The organism is Methylobacterium isbiliense, assembly GCF_022179325.1.
Taxonomy (GTDB): Bacteria; Pseudomonadota; Alphaproteobacteria; order Rhizobiales; family Beijerinckiaceae; genus Methylobacterium; species Methylobacterium isbiliense.
Genome location: NZ_BPQQ01000086.1, coordinates 25,784 through 39,147, shown reverse-complemented (window position 1 = coordinate 39,147; position 13,364 = coordinate 25,784). Strand labels below are relative to the sequence as shown.

Here is a 13,364-nt window from a genome sequence, read left to right as displayed (position 1 = left end):
GCAGGGGAACTCCCGTCAGACGGTTTGTGGCCGGCATCGCCGACGCCCGCAGTAAGACAGGGAACGCCCCGGACGCACACTCGGACCTGCGGTAACCAACCCGCGCATCAGAGCTTGATCACCGACGTCCTTCAGGCCTCGTCTCCACCTCTGCGCGATCATCGTTATGCGGCCGCTGACTAGCGGGCAGGACAAGCTCGCGTCGAGGGTTGACAGCGGACATTCTGGAAGCCGACGCCACCGAGGACGAGCTGGCCACGGAGGCCGCGACGCGGGCGACGAACGTTTCGGCCTTCCAGCGCAAGCGCCCGGTGCGCCGGCCGTTCCCCGATCATCTGCCGCGCGAGCGCGTCGTCGTCGCCGCACCGGAGAGTTGCCCGTGCTGTGGTTCGTTGAGGCTGGTCAAGCTCGGCGAGGATGTCACCGAGACGCTGGAGGTGATCCCGCGTCAGTGGAAGGTGATCCGTACCCATCCGCCGTAGGCCGCCTTGCCTGGTCGGCGCGACGTGCCAGCCTTCCGGTCCTCTGATCTGGCAGTAGTGCCAGCAGCAGTGCTGGAGACGGACCGTGGACGGTGAGGAGACCTATGTACGGCGTCGGCGCTGGAGTTGGGCCGAGAAGCGGGTTGTCGTGGAAGAGGCGGCCGCGAGCGGCAACGTAGTCGGGACGGCGAAGCGCCACGGTATCCAGGCGCAGCAGATTTACCGGTGGCGTGAACGCCTTTGCGAACGGATGGAACCTGCGGGGTTTGCAGCCGTGACGGTCATTGATCCACCGAAGGCACTTCCAGCACCGATGCCGGATATGGATCGTCCGGAGAAGTGTTCAGCATCCAGCACTGCCGCTATCGACACCCCGATCGAGATCGTGTCAGCCGGAGGTGTGACGGTTCGTCTGCCTGCCGGGTCCTCAGCGGAGTTCGTGGTGGCGATTGCTAGCGGGCTGTCGCGGGGTCGGCGATGATCCCGGTTCCGAGCGGAGTTCGGGTGTGGCTTGCGACGGGCCACACGGACATGAGGAAGGGCTTTGCCGGGTTGGCGCTGCAGGTCCAGGAGGTCCTGCGGCGTGATCCCCATGGCGGGCACCTGTTCGTGTTCCGCGGCCGGCGCGGCGATCTGGTGAAGGTGATCTGGCATGATGGCCAGGGTGCCTGCCTGTTCTCGAAGCGTCTGGAGCGCGGCCGCTTCCTGTGGCCGTCGCCGGCCGCCGGCGTGGTGACGATCACGCCGGCGCAGCTCGGCTACCTGCTGGAAGGCATAGACTGGCGGCATCCGCAGAAGACGTGGCGACCTGGCGCGTCAGGGTGATTTGAGCGTGGCGCCGGGGCGGCGGATATGATTCCCTTCCCCTATGTCGAGCCCGATGGATCCTCTGCCGAACGACCTTGCCGCGGCCCACGCCATGATCCTGGCGGAGCGTGCCGCACGGCTCGAGGCCGAGGCAACGGCCGCCAGAGCACAGGTTGCGAGCAGCAGCACGGATGCGCTGATCGCACGGCTGAAGCTGGAGATCGAGAAGCTCCGGCGCGAGCTCTACGGCACGCGCTCGGAGCGCAAGGCGCGGCTGCTCGACCAGCTGGAGATGCAGCTCGAAGATCTGGAAGCCGACGCCTCCGAGGACGAACTGGCGGCGGAAGCCGCGGCGCAATCGGCCCATGTTGCCGCCTTCCAGCGCAAGCGGCCAGCCCGCCGGCCGTTCCCCGACCACCTGCCGCGTGAGCGCGTCGTCGTCGCCGCGCCGGAGAGCTGTCCCTGCGGCGGCTCGTTCCGGCTGGTGAAGCTCGGGGAAGATGTCACCGAGACGCTGGAGGTGATCCCGCGCCAGTGGAAGGTGATCCAGACGGTGCGCGAGCGCTTCTCCTGCCGGGCCTGCGAGGCAGTGACCCAGCCGCCGGCGCCGTTCCACGTCATCCCGCGCGGCCATGCCGGACCGAACCTGCTGGCGACGGTGCTGTTCGAGAAGTTCGGCCAGCACCAGCCGCTGAACCGGCAGAGCGAACGCTACGCCCGCGAAGGCATCGACCTGCCGCTGTCGACGCTTGCCGATCATGTCGGCGCCTGCGCCGCGGTGCTGCGCCCGTTGCACGCCCTGATCGAGCGCCATGTCATGACCGCGGCACGCCTGCATGGTGACGACACGCCGGTGCCGATTCTGGCGAAGGGCAAGACCGACACCGGTCGGGCCTGGGTTTACGTTCGCGATGATCGTCCCTTCGGCGGCGCCGATCCGCCGGCCGTGTTGTTCCGGGCGTCCCGCGACCGCTCGGGGGACCACCCGGAAGAGCATCTGACGCGCTTCACCGGCATCCTGCAGGCTGATGCCTATGCCGGCTATAATCGGCTGCTTGCGCCGGATCGCCAGCCCGGGCCGATCGTCGAGGCGCTGTGCTGGAGCCACGCGCGGCGCAAGTTCTTCGAGCTCGCCGATATCGCAGCGAGTCGTCGACGCGGGCGTAACGCCGCACCGATCTCGCCGATCGCCTTCGAGGCCGTCACCCGCATCGACGCGCTGTTCGATATCGAACGCGAGATCAATGGCTTGGGTGTCGATCAGCGCCGTGGCGTTCGCCAGGATCGCAGTGTGCCCCTCGTCGCCGAGCTTGAGGCCTGGATGCGCGAGCATCGCGCTCAGCTCTCCCGCCATGCGCCCGTGGCCCAGGCCATAGACTACATGCTGCGCCGCTGGGAGAGCTTCACCCGCTTCCTTGATGATGGCCGCGTTTGCCTCACCAATAATGCGGCAGAACGGGCGCTGCGCGGCATTGCGCTGGGCCGCAAGGCGTGGCTGTTCGCCGGGTCTGACCGCGGTGCCGCGCGCGCCGCTGTCATGTACAGCCTAATCGGTACCGCCCGGCTCAACGACGTCGACCCGCAGGACTGGCTCGCGGATGTCCTCGCCCGTATCGCCGACACACCGCAAAGCCGGCTCCCCGAACTCTTGCCATGGAACTGGCGCGCGGCGCGAGAACGCGGGAAGCTCGCGGCATGAGCCATGTCGATCGGATCGCTCGTCTGAAGATCGAGCTGGATGACTGGCAGCCCGCCATCTGGCGCCGTGTTGAGGTGCCACTCACCGCCTCGCTCAGAGCCGTGCACGACGTCATCCAGGCCGCGATGCCGTTCGAGGACTATCACCTGTTCGAGTTCCGGGTTGATGGGCAGCGCTTCGCTATCCCCGATCCGGAGTGGGACAGCCTGCGCGACAGGACCACCTCCGCCAAGACCACGAAGCTCGGCGCCCTCATCGACCGCGGTATCACCGAGCTTACCTACACCTATGACTTCGGCGACGACTGGCGGCACACGATCACGATTGAGGCGACCGCTGCAGCCGATCCCGCCACGGATTATCCCCGCTACCTCGACGGCGCCCGCAGCGCCCCGCCCGAGGACGTCGGCGGTATCCCGGGCTTTGAACTCTTCCTCGAAGCCATCGCCGATCCGAACCACGAGGAGCACGACGAGCTCATGCGCGGGTACGGTGCGCCATTCGATCCGGCTCTCATCGACGAGGACGCCATCCGCGCTCGTATTGCAAAGCTCGCCCGACGCCGCGCCATCGGCAAAGCCGCATTCGCCAAAAGGCGTGGCAAGATCAATTGATCAGGCCGGCAACAGCCGTGGCCCTCGCCGGAGGCTTACGGTGATCCAGACGGTGCGGGAACGCTTCTCCTGCCGGGAGTGCGAGACCGTCGCCCAGCCGCCGGCGCCGTTCCACGTCATCCCGCGCGGCCATGCCGGTCCGAACCTGCTGGCGATGGTGCTGTTCGAGAAGTTCGGCCAGCATCAGCCGCTGAACCGGCAGAGCGAGCGCTATGCGCGCGAGGGCATCGATCTGCCGCTTTCGACACTGGCCGATCATGTCGGCACCTGCGCCGCAGTGCTGCAACCGCTCCATAGGCTGATCGCGCAGCATGTCATGGCGGCCGAACGGCTCCATGGCGACGATACCCCGGTGCCGATCCTGGCGAAGGGCAAGACCGACACCGGCCGGGCCTGGGTCTATGTCCGAGACGATCGGCCCTTCGGCGGCGCCGATCCGCCGGCCGTGCTGTTCCGGGCTTCGCGAGACCGCTCGGGTGATCATCCCGAGGAACATCTACGCGGCTTCGCCGGCATCCTGCAGGCCGATGCCTACGCCGGCTACAACCGGCTGCTCGCGCCCGATCGCCAGCCCGGGCTGATCGTCGAGGCCCTGTGCTGGGCCCACGCCCGTCGCAAGTTCTTCGTGCTGGCCGATGTCGGCGGCAATGCCCGGCGTGGGGCCAAGGCCGCGCCGATCTCGCCGATCGCCTTCGAGGCCGTCGCCCGCATGGACGCGCTCTTCGACATCGAGCGCGAGATCAACGGCATGGTGGCGGATCAGCGCCTGGCCGTTCGCCGGGAGCACAGCGCTCGGCTCGTCACCGATCTCGAAGCCTGGATGCGCGGGCATCGCGCAAAGCTCTCGCGGCATGCGCCCGTCGCCCAAGCCATGGATTATATGCTCCGGCGTTGGGATGGCTTCGCCCGCTTCCTCGACGACGGCCGGGCCTGCCTCTCCAACAACGCCGCCGAGCGGAGCCTGAGAGGGCTGGCTCTCGGCCGCAAGGCCTGGCTCTTCGCCGGATCGGACCGCGGCGCAGAACGAGCCACTGTCATCTACAGCCTGATCGGAACGGCCAAGCTCAATAACATCGACCCGCAGGCGTGGCTCGCCGACGTCCTCACGCGTATCGCCGACACCCCGCAAAGCAAGCTCCCCGAACTCTTGCCCTGGAACTGGCAACCCAGCTCCGCAGACAAGCTCAAAGCTGCCTGACCGTGGCCCTCGCCGGAGGGTTACAATGAATCTTCGAAGGCGATGCAGTTCTCCAGCCCTAGTCCAAGCCGGTCCAGCGCAATGTTATAGATATCGGGGGCTGGCTTCTTGCGTGGCCCCTCATCGCCTGCGGCCAAAAGGGTCGAACACGGCTCTGGCCGGCCTGCCTCACGAAGGCTATTGTTGAGGTGGGCCAAAAAAGAGGGCCGTTGGTATATTGTCATTGGCCGGAGCCGCCGATCAGCGCGCGATCGAACTGAGTGAAATCGTCGATGTAGGCGACGACGTTCTCATATGACGTGAAATCGAGCGGCGAAAGCATTGTCGTTATGGCGACCGCCTGCATGCCGGCGCGGCACGCAGCCTCGACGCCGAGCGGCGCGTCTTCGAAGACGAGGCAATCCGCCGGCCTAACCTGCATACGCTCGGCCGCGGCGAGAAACAGGTCGGGATGCGGCTTGCCGCGAAATCCCTGCGAGGGCGCGACGATGGTCGCAAAGCGCGCGCGCAGATCTATCCGGTCGAGTACGATCGCAATATTAGCGGGTGGCGCGGCGGTCGCAACCGCCATAGGCAGGCCGTATGCGTCAGCGGCGTCGAGCAGATCGAACAGTCCGGGCAGCGCTTCGACGCGCGGCGCATAGAGCTCGCGATAGATCGCTTCCTTCTCCTCGCCAAGCGTGACTACTTCAGCTTCGGATCTATCTGCGAGCAGCGCGGCAATGATCTCCGGATTGTGGCGCCCTGCGGTTCGCGCAAAGAAGGTCGCTTCGTCGAAGGCGAGGCCGTTACGGCGATGCCAGACGCCCCAAGCCTCGTTGTGGACGCGCATATTGTCGACGAGCGTGCCGTCCATGTCGAAAATCAAGGCGCGGAAGTTCATGGCTCGTTCCATCCCTTGGGCGGATCAATCGTCACGAGGCCCGCCATCACATCAACCACCGGAACGAAGGCCTCGCAAAAGGGTGGTAGCGCCAGCTCTTCCCTGCCTTCGAGGAAACTGCTCGCATATCGCTGGCACCGCAATTCTCGGTGCCAGCGATGCGGCCAATCTTGCCTGGTCTTGTCGCGCAAATCGGTCCAACGAGATTCGCCTTCGTCGATCGGCTCAGCGGCAATAGCGTCGCGCGGCGTAAGAATTCTCAAGCGCGTGCACTCAGTCAAAGCGGGCGATCTCGAAGGAAGCTAGGTCGGGCAGACGCAAATCTGCCTCGGCAAAATCCTCGCCTGCCGAATAGTGGCTTGGTGTGACAACCACCCTCAGTCCAGCATTTTTCGCAGCTAGCAAACCATTTCGGGAATCCTCAAACGCTATGCAGCAATCCGGGCCTAGTCCAAGCCGTTCCAAGGCGATGTGGTATATATCTGGTGCAGGTTTCTTTTGCAGCGCCTCGTCGCCCGCCGCGATTGCGTCGAAGACGGCCGCTGCCGGTTTATCCCAACATGCGATGCAGAGTGCATCGACATTTGGCAGGTTCGTGGTCGTCGCCACGGCGGTCCTTATCCCCCGCATCCTCGCGAATTGGATGAGTTCTCGGACGCCGGGACGCAAAGTAACGCCTCGGCGCGCGATGATGTCGCCATAGACCTTCGTCTTGTCGCGATGCAGAGCCGCGATGCTCTCATCTTTCATCATGATTGCTGGCGCTGCCGTGTTGAGAAAGGCCCGAATGCGCTCTTTGCCGCCGGTGATCTTGAGGAGTTCCGCGTAGAGCGGCGGATCCCAGTGCCAATCGAGGCCCGCGGCAGCGAATGTCGCGTTGAAGGCCTGTCGATGCGCCTCCTCTGTCTCGGCAAGAGTGCCGTCAACATCGAAGATTAAGGCACGTGTCTTCATCGTCCGCCCCCCAGCACATGGTCCGAGAGATCTCCGAAGTGATCGAACACGTACAGCGGTTCAAAAGCGTCGATGGACTCCCGGAGATAGCCCCCGGAGAACAGCGCGAACGGAACCTTCGCGCGAAAAGCGGTTTCGGCGTCGATCTCACTGTCGCCAACATAAAGTGCAGACGTCCCATCAGCACCAAGCCGATCCAGGCAAAGCAGTAACGGTGCAGGGTCCGGCTTCAGCTTCGGCGTTGCGTCACCTCCCACGACGGTTCTGATGAAGGGCATCATCCGCAACTCTTCAAGGATCGTGACCGCGAACTCCTGGGGCTTGTTCGTGCATACGCCGAGCGCGAGTCCGGCGAGGGTGAGCCGCTCGAGCGCTAATTCGACGCCCGGATAGGGCCGTGTGAGCCGCGCTGGAGAGCGAGCATAGTGCTCTCGAAACCGAGCGAGCGCGCGATCGAAATCCTCCGCCAAGCCGCCGGTCGCCTCAAGACAGCGTTCGACCAAAGTGGGAACACCGTTGCCGACGAAACCGGCAACTCGCTCAAGCGTCAGGGGTGGCCGGCGGAGGTCGTCGAGCATGCAATTCACTGCAGCATGCAGATCCGGCGCACTGTCGATCAGCGTACCATCAAGATCGAAAATGACGGCTTTCATGTTTTGGCGCTCAACGAAGTCAGTGCTGGCGGGGTGAATTTCGACTCCTTGTCTTCTCTCAAGACATCAATAAGCTCGAAATCAATCGTGATGCGATCCGGCGCCGCGGGCCGGAACATGTTGTCGGCATATCTCACGTGATCGGGGTGATCGCGATAGCTCGCGAGGACCTCCGCGGCTGCGAAGCGGATGAGCCAGCAGTGGTGGTACCGCGCGTCCTTCTGGAGCGCGCGCCCGGCCAGCACGCCGCGCACGCCGGGTATCGCGCCGAGCGCCGCGACGCCCTGCGCCGCGAAAGCGGCCCAGTCTTCGCTCCGCCCGCTCCCGTCGTCGCGCAGGTTATAGACAACCACATGCTCCACCTCGCGCCAGGGACGGGAAGCGGCCAAGGCGGCGCCGGCGCGTCCCGCAGCTCCGAACAGCCGGCAAGTCCGGTTGACCTCAGTGCGGATCGCCGTCCGAACGCCGCGAACGAGAGCCGTATAGGTCGGGGAAGGATTGTCCTCCGCTTCCTCCAGTATCGAACGCGCCGCGGCGTCGGCGAGGCCCGTAAAGTAGTTGATCTTCGCGACGCCATTTGCAGCAAGCGCCCTGTACTGGGCGTCGTTCAAGCCTGTCCCGCCATGGATGACGAGCGGAATGTGCAGAGCCTTGTTGATTGCGGACAGACGCTCGAAGTCGAGTTGCGGCATGCCGCGCAGACGGCCGTGGACCGTGCCGACCGAGATCGCAAGGCAGTCCACCTCCGTTTCCGCGATGTACCGCTCGGCGTCTTCGAGCGAGGTCAGCTGCATCGCGCCGGGATGTTTTTCTGCGGCCTCCCCCTCGACACCAGGCACATACCCGAGCTCACCTTCCACCGCCACGCCGCAGCTGCGGGCAAGGTGGACAATTTCGCGAGTGGCCTTGATGTTGTCCTCAAGCGAGGATAGCGACGCGTCGAGCATAACGCTGTTGCAGCCTAGCCGAATCGCCCGTTCGACCGTCGCGAGAGACTGTCCATGATCGAGATGGATAGCAATTGGCACCTTGGCACGACGAGCAGCATCCACGGCCGCCGCCATGAGGCTCTCGAAATCGAAATGCTCGAAATGGGACTCGGCCAAGCTCACAATTACGGGGGCTTGGCAGCTCTCGGCGCCGTCCAGCACAGCCTCGAGAAACGCCGTGTCCACGACATCGTAAGCGCCGACGGCGTATCGCTCGCGATGGGCGTGCCGCAGCAGGTCGCTCATGCGCACGAGCGCCATCGTCTTACGCTGCCTTTCTCTGCGCCGCGGTCGCAGCCTCGCGGATGGCGCGGATGTTCCGACCGTAGGGTGCAGGGTCGGCAACCGATCCGCCCCTGAAGACAGCTGATCCCGCAACCAGTACGTCAGCGCCAGCGGCAGCAACCAGCGGCGCCGTCTCGGGGGTCACGCCGCCATCAACCTCGATGTGAATTGGCCGGTCTCCTACCATCTGGCGCAAACGGCGAATCTTGGGGACCATGGCCTCGATGAAGCTTTGCCCGCCGAAGCCGGGGTTGACTGTCATCACGAGGATCAGGTCGACGCGGTCAAGGACGAATTCGATTGCTTCTGGCGGCGTCGCCGGGTTGAGCGAGACGCCCGCTTTGGCCCCGGTGGCACGGATCGCCTGCAAGGTCCGGTCAAGATGCGGGCCAGCCTCGACATGTGCGGTTATGATGTCCGCGCCCGCTTCGGAAAATGCGTGAATGTAGGGGTCCACTGGAGCGATCATCAAATGCACATCCATAACCGTCTTCACGTGCGGGCGGATGGCCCTGCAGAGCTGTGGGCCGAACGTGAGGTTCGGGACAAAATGACCGTCCATCACGTCGACATGCACCCAATCACATCCTTGCTCTTCGATAGCGCGGCATTCGGCGCCAAAATTGGCGAAGTCGGCGCTCAGGATCGAGGGCGCGATCTTTATCGAGCGATCGAAGATCATTCTTGGCTCTCCTGTTTGCCAGCATCGCGCGCGATGTCGATGTCAAGCCCGCCGCGGAAAACTCGGCTTGCGCGCAAGTCGCTCTCCTCGATCGTCGACAGCGCCTCGACACCCAGTGGACCCTTGGCGCTCTCGAATAGCCGGTTTGCCTGGCGAAGCCGCATCCGGTCGATCGCATTGCGGATCGATCTGGCATTGGCGAAATGCGGCTGCCTGCGGCGCAGGCCGATATACTCGGCCATTGCCGTGCGAGCCGTGTCTGTGAAGCGGTAGTTCTGGGCGTCAAGCATCGTCGTAGCGATGTGCAGCAGCTCATCGTCGGTATAATCAGGGAAGTCGATGTGATGAGCGATCCGCGAGCGGAAGCCCGGATTGCTTTCAAAGAACCGGTCCATACGATCGGCATAACCGGCAAGGATCACGACCAGGTCGTCGCGGTTGTTCTCCATCACCTGCAATAGGATCTCAATCGCCTCTTGACCATAGTCCCTTTCGTTGTCCGGGCGGTACAGATAGTAGGCCTCGTCAATGAACAGCACCCCGCCCATCGCTTTCTTCAGAACTTCCTTGGTCTTCGGCGCCGTATGGCCGATATACTGGCCGACCAGATCGTCGCGCGTCACGGTCACGAGGTGCCCTTTGCGGACGTAGCCGAGCCGGTGGAGAAGGTTGGCCATCTTGAGTGCGACCGTCGTCTTTCCCGTCCCGGGATTGCCGGTGAAGCTCATATGCAGCGTCGGCGTCTCGTGGGCGAGCCCGAGAGCTTTTCGCGCGCGCTCGACCAGCAAGAGTGCGGCGGTTTCGCGGATGCGGTTCTTCACCGGCTTGAGGCCGATAAGTGAGCGATCGAGTTCCTCCAAAACGCCGCGCACGCCAGACGACTCGAACTCCTGTGCGAGGTCGATCTCGGTCACGGTGGCCGTTTCGAGTTTCTGAATCGCGGGTGTGGAGACAGCCGTCGAGTCGCTGGGCCGGCCGCCGCTTTCCCACGGCATTGTACTTGTGGTCATGTTTTGGCGTCCTCGTCGCACGATTTCACGGCGCCGCGCCGAGCTGTTCCGGGCCTGCAATCTTACAGCGCAGACCCGGAATGGCGTCGGCCACTAGCGGTAGCGTTGACCTTCCGGCTGGTCGGTCGTGTAGGGCGTCGTCGTGTATTGGATCGAGCGCCCCTTCACCTCCTGGCGCGAAAGCCGGAAGCCAGGCTCTTCCGAGGGTCGGTTCACAATGAAGGATAGCCGGACGGACTCCCATCCGCTTGTCGAATCGAAGGCGACGACGCGGATGTAGCCGTGTCCGAACTGCTTGCGGCATTCATTCAGCTCGTAAAGGAGCGCCGCAGCGTCCGGATTGTCGAACATGGGATGGCCCCACATCTCCCAATACGTGTTCCGCGGATGAGGGTCATCCGTGTACTCGAGGCTGACCGCCCAGCCCTTATCGATGCAGTACTGAACCTGCGTGTGTATCTGCTCGTCGGTCAGATCCGGCAGGAAGGAAAAAGCACCTTGTGTCACTCGCATGGTCGTTCTCCAGGTTTCGGTTTTTTGGTCAGGCCGAGACGCTGGCGGTCGGCACGAAGTCCGGCGTGTCGGTAGAGGCATAGTTGAAGGACACGCCCTTCCAGGTGTCGAGCGCCTGGCGGAGCGGCGTGCAGGTCTTGGCAGCCTCGGCAAGAATTGTTGGGCCGTCGGCCAAAAAGTCCCGACCGGCGTTGCGCGCAAAGATCATCGCCTCCAGCGCAACACGGTTCGCAGTCGCGCCGGCGGCGATGCCGTGCGGGTGGCCGATCGTGCCACCGCCGAACTGCAGCACCACATCCTCGCCGAGGTGGTGGATAAGCTGGTGCATCTGGCCGGCGTGAATGCCACCTGATGCAACCGGCATCATCTTGTTCAGCGAGGCCCAATGCTGATCGAAGAACACGCCGTTCTGCAAGTTCTGCGGCGTGAACTCGTCAAGGCAGAAATCGTAGTAACCGCGGGTAGTCGCCGGATCCCCTTCCAGCTTGCCGACAACGGTACCGGCGTGGATGTGATCCACGCCCGCGAGACGCATCCACTTGGCGATCACGCGGAAGCTCACGCCATGGCTCTTCTGGCGCGTGTAGGTGCCATGACCAGCGCGATGCAGGTGAAGGATCATGTTGTTCCTGCGCGCCCACTTCGCCATCGATTGGATGGCTGTATAGCCGATGACCAGGTCGATCATGACGATAACGCTTCCGAGCTCGGCGGCGAATTCGGCACGCTCGTACATGTCTTCCATCGTCGCCGCGGTCACATTGAGGTACGTGCCTTTCACTTCGCCGGTCGCCGCCGACGCCTTGTTGACCGCTTCCATGCAGTAGAGAAACCGGTCGCGCCAATGCATGAAGGGCTGGCTGTTGATGTTTTCGTCGTCCTTGGTGAAGTCGAGACCGCCCTTCAGCGCCTCGTAGACGACGCGGCCATAGTTGCGCCCGGAGAGGCCGAGCTTCGGCTTAACGGTCGCGCCGAGGAGCGGTCGGCCGTAGCAGTTCAGTCGCTCGCGTTCGACGACGACCCCGGTGGCCGGGCCCTGGAAGGTCTTCACGTAGGCAACCGGGAGCCGCATGTCCTCGAGCCGCAGTGCCTTCAAGGGCTTGAAACCGAACACGTTGCCGATGATCGAGGCCGTCAGGTTCGCGATCGACCCCGGCTCGAAAAGGTCGAGATCATAGGCGATGTACGCGAAGTATTGACCATCGGCGCCCGGCACGGGGTCGACGCGGTATGCCTTTGCGCGGTACTTCTCGCAAGCGGTCAACCGATCGGTCCAGACCACGGTCCAGGTCGCCGTCGAACTCTCGCCTGCCACCGCCGCCGCCGCTTCGACCGGATCGACGCCATCCTGCGGCGTGATGCGGAAAAGCGCGATGATGTCAGTGTCCTTCGGCTCGTAGTCGGGCTCCCAGTAGCCCATTTTCTTGTACTCGAGAACACCAGCCGCATAGCGGGCCTTGCCCGTTACGGTCAGGGATTTAGGTTGCTCGTTCATCGGATCTTCCTTTCCAGACTAGGCGGCTTTGGAGGTGGATATCTGCGGATCAAGCGACCCGCTCGCGTATCGCTTGGCCATCTCGCTCATTGGAATCACGCGGATTTTCGAGGCATTGCCAGCGGTTCCGAACGCCTCAAAACGCTCGGCGCAAATCTTCTTCATTGCATCCATCGCAGGCTTCAAGAATTTGCGAGGATCGAACTGCGTTCGGTCGGTGTTGGCCACGCGCCGGAACTCCGCCGCGCCGGCCAGGCGCAAGTCGGTGTCGATATTGACCTTGCGCACGCCGTGGCGGATGCCACGCACGATCTCTTCGACCGGCACGCCATACGTCTCGCGCAGCTCGCCACCATTCTCATTGAACATCGCCTGCCATTCCTCGGGAACGGACGATGAGCCGTGCATAACGATATGCGTGTTCGGCAACTTCTCGTGGATCGCCTCGATCACCGACATCGCCAAGATGTCGCCCGTGGGCTTACGCGTGAACTTGTAGGCGCCGTGACTGGTGCCGATGGCAACGGCCAGCGCGTCCACCTTGGTCTCGGTGACGAAGCGCATTGCCTCGTCGGGATCGGTCAGGAGCTGCGAGTGGTCGAGCTTGCCTTCGGCGCCGTGGCCATCCTCCTTCTCGCCCTCGCCGGTCTCGAGGCTGCCAAGGCACCCAAGCTCGCCCTCGACCGAGGCACCAACCATGTGCGCGAGTTCCGCCACGGTGCGGGTCACGTGGACGTTGTAGCCGTAGTCCGCTGGCGTCTTGGCATCCTCGCGCAGCGACCCATCCATCATCACCGAGGTGAAGCCGTGCTGAATAGCCGACAGGCACGTCTTGACGTCGTTCCCGTGATCTTGATGGACGCAGATCGGAATTGTCGGGAACATTTCGACCAGCGCTTCGATCATCTTACGCAGCATGATGTCGCCGGCGTAGGAACGCGCGCCCCGACTGGCCTGGATGATCACTGGCGCGTCCTTATCGCGCGCTGCCTCCAGAATCGCGAGGCCCTGTTCCATGTTGTTGATGTTGAAGGCTGGAACGCCGTAACTCCGATCCGCAGCGTGGTCGAGCAATTGTCTGAGGGTGATGAGCGCCATCG

14 protein-coding genes and 2 pseudogenes are annotated in these 13,364 nt (G+C 63.8%); 6 read left to right on the top strand and 10 right to left on the bottom strand.

The annotated features are described in order from the left end of the window. Positions 1 to 209 precede the first annotated feature (209 nt). The 6 genes and pseudogenes from MFF61_RS28390 to tnpC (MFF61_RS28365) form a co-directional block, all read left to right on the top strand. Positions 210 to 470, top strand: a pseudogene (locus MFF61_RS28390) (transposase domain-containing protein); the annotation flags it as partial. A gap of 97 nt (positions 471 to 567) precedes the next feature. Further along, positions 568 to 963 carry a transposase gene (locus tag MFF61_RS28385; RefSeq protein WP_238241037.1) on the top strand — a complete coding sequence of 132 codons (396 nt, stop codon included), beginning with the start codon at positions 568 to 570 and terminating at the stop codon, positions 961 to 963. Beyond that, entirely contained in the window at positions 960 to 1,307 is a 348-nt protein-coding gene (gene tnpB, locus MFF61_RS28380; protein ID WP_238241036.1) for an IS66 family insertion sequence element accessory protein TnpB, read from the top strand. Before MFF61_RS28385 ends, tnpB begins: the two co-directional genes overlap by 4 nt. Positions 1,308 to 1,362: 55 nt before the next feature. Continuing rightward, positions 1,363 to 2,988, top strand: a complete 1,626-nt coding sequence (tnpC, locus tag MFF61_RS28375) for an IS66 family transposase (protein ID WP_238241035.1) — start codon at positions 1,363 to 1,365, stop codon at positions 2,986 to 2,988. Beyond that, the gene (locus tag MFF61_RS28370) at positions 2,985 to 3,602 is read left to right on the top strand and encodes a plasmid pRiA4b ORF-3 family protein (RefSeq protein WP_238241034.1); all 618 of its coding nucleotides are present in this window, start codon (positions 2,985 to 2,987) and stop codon (positions 3,600 to 3,602) included. The genes tnpC (MFF61_RS28375) and MFF61_RS28370 overlap by 4 nt, the downstream gene beginning before the upstream one ends. Positions 3,603 to 3,630: 28 nt before the next feature. Beyond that, a pseudogene (gene tnpC / locus MFF61_RS28365) lies at positions 3,631 to 4,800 on the top strand (IS66 family transposase); the annotation flags it as partial. 220 nt (positions 4,801 to 5,020) lie between these two features. On the opposite strand, the gene MFF61_RS28360 reads toward tnpC (MFF61_RS28365), so the two are convergent. The 10 genes from MFF61_RS28360 to fba all read right to left on the bottom strand — a co-directional run bounded on the left by MFF61_RS28360 (position 5,021) and on the right by fba (position 13,362). After that, positions 5,021 to 5,683 (bottom strand): HAD family hydrolase, encoded by a 663-nt coding sequence (locus MFF61_RS28360; protein WP_238241033.1) that lies wholly within the window; start codon positions 5,681 to 5,683, stop codon positions 5,021 to 5,023. Next, positions 5,680 to 5,946 carry a hypothetical protein gene (locus tag MFF61_RS28355; RefSeq protein WP_238241032.1) on the bottom strand — a complete coding sequence of 89 codons (267 nt, stop codon included), beginning with the start codon at positions 5,944 to 5,946 and terminating at the stop codon, positions 5,680 to 5,682. The genes MFF61_RS28360 and MFF61_RS28355 overlap by 4 nt, the downstream gene beginning before the upstream one ends. Positions 5,947 to 5,956: 10 nt before the next feature. Continuing rightward, positions 5,957 to 6,637 (bottom strand): HAD-IA family hydrolase, encoded by a 681-nt coding sequence (locus tag MFF61_RS28350; RefSeq protein WP_238241031.1) that lies wholly within the window; start codon positions 6,635 to 6,637, stop codon positions 5,957 to 5,959. Then, positions 6,634 to 7,290, bottom strand: coding sequence for a phosphoglycolate phosphatase (gene gph / locus MFF61_RS28345; RefSeq protein ID WP_238241030.1), 657 nt, complete (start codon positions 7,288 to 7,290; stop codon positions 6,634 to 6,636). The genes MFF61_RS28350 and gph overlap by 4 nt, the downstream gene beginning before the upstream one ends. Beyond that, positions 7,287 to 8,540 carry a class II fructose-bisphosphate aldolase gene (locus tag MFF61_RS28340; protein WP_238241029.1) on the bottom strand — a complete coding sequence of 418 codons (1,254 nt, stop codon included), beginning with the start codon at positions 8,538 to 8,540 and terminating at the stop codon, positions 7,287 to 7,289. Before MFF61_RS28340 ends, gph begins: the two co-directional genes overlap by 4 nt. Positions 8,541 to 8,544: 4 nt before the next feature. Continuing rightward, positions 8,545 to 9,246 (bottom strand): ribulose-phosphate 3-epimerase, encoded by a 702-nt coding sequence (rpe, locus tag MFF61_RS28335; protein WP_238241028.1) that lies wholly within the window; start codon positions 9,244 to 9,246, stop codon positions 8,545 to 8,547. Further along, positions 9,243 to 10,256, bottom strand: coding sequence for a CbbX protein (cbbX, locus tag MFF61_RS28330; protein WP_238241027.1), 1,014 nt, complete (start codon positions 10,254 to 10,256; stop codon positions 9,243 to 9,245). Before cbbX ends, rpe begins: the two co-directional genes overlap by 4 nt. A gap of 93 nt (positions 10,257 to 10,349) precedes the next feature. Further along, on the bottom strand, positions 10,350 to 10,769 hold the full coding sequence (locus tag MFF61_RS28325; RefSeq protein WP_238241026.1) for a ribulose bisphosphate carboxylase small subunit: 420 nt from the start codon (positions 10,767 to 10,769) through the stop codon (positions 10,350 to 10,352). 28 nt (positions 10,770 to 10,797) lie between these two features. Then, positions 10,798 to 12,264 carry a form I ribulose bisphosphate carboxylase large subunit gene (locus MFF61_RS28320; protein ID WP_238241025.1) on the bottom strand — a complete coding sequence of 489 codons (1,467 nt, stop codon included), beginning with the start codon at positions 12,262 to 12,264 and terminating at the stop codon, positions 10,798 to 10,800. A gap of 18 nt (positions 12,265 to 12,282) precedes the next feature. Beyond that, on the bottom strand, positions 12,283 to 13,362 hold the full coding sequence (gene fba / locus MFF61_RS28315; protein ID WP_238241024.1) for a class II fructose-bisphosphate aldolase: 1,080 nt from the start codon (positions 13,360 to 13,362) through the stop codon (positions 12,283 to 12,285). Positions 13,363 to 13,364 lie beyond the last annotated feature (2 nt).

What these genes read in the sequence shown, in the direction of transcription:
- tnpB (WP_238241036.1), top strand. Translation starts at nt 960, where the DNA reads ATGATCCCGGTTCCGAGCGGAGTTCGGGTGTGGCTTGCGACGGGCCAC.
- tnpC (WP_238241035.1), top strand. Translation starts at nt 1,363, where the DNA reads ATGGATCCTCTGCCGAACGACCTTGCCGCGGCCCACGCCATGATCCTG.
- MFF61_RS28370 (WP_238241034.1), top strand. Translation starts at nt 2,985, where the DNA reads ATGAGCCATGTCGATCGGATCGCTCGTCTGAAGATCGAGCTGGATGAC.
- MFF61_RS28360 (WP_238241033.1), bottom strand. Translation starts at nt 5,683, where the DNA reads ATGAACTTCCGCGCCTTGATTTTCGACATGGACGGCACGCTCGTCGAC.
- MFF61_RS28350 (WP_238241031.1), bottom strand. Translation starts at nt 6,637, where the DNA reads ATGAAGACACGTGCCTTAATCTTCGATGTTGACGGCACTCTTGCCGAG.
- gph (WP_238241030.1), bottom strand. Translation starts at nt 7,290, where the DNA reads ATGAAAGCCGTCATTTTCGATCTTGATGGTACGCTGATCGACAGTGCG.
- MFF61_RS28340 (WP_238241029.1), bottom strand. Translation starts at nt 8,540, where the DNA reads ATGGCGCTCGTGCGCATGAGCGACCTGCTGCGGCACGCCCATCGCGAG.
- rpe (WP_238241028.1), bottom strand. Translation starts at nt 9,246, where the DNA reads ATGATCTTCGATCGCTCGATAAAGATCGCGCCCTCGATCCTGAGCGCC.
- cbbX (WP_238241027.1), bottom strand. Translation starts at nt 10,256, where the DNA reads ATGACCACAAGTACAATGCCGTGGGAAAGCGGCGGCCGGCCCAGCGAC.
- MFF61_RS28325 (WP_238241026.1), bottom strand. Translation starts at nt 10,769, where the DNA reads ATGCGAGTGACACAAGGTGCTTTTTCCTTCCTGCCGGATCTGACCGAC.
- MFF61_RS28320 (WP_238241025.1), bottom strand. Translation starts at nt 12,264, where the DNA reads ATGAACGAGCAACCTAAATCCCTGACCGTAACGGGCAAGGCCCGCTAT.
- fba (WP_238241024.1), bottom strand. Translation starts at nt 13,362, where the DNA reads ATGGCGCTCATCACCCTCAGACAATTGCTCGACCACGCTGCGGATCGG.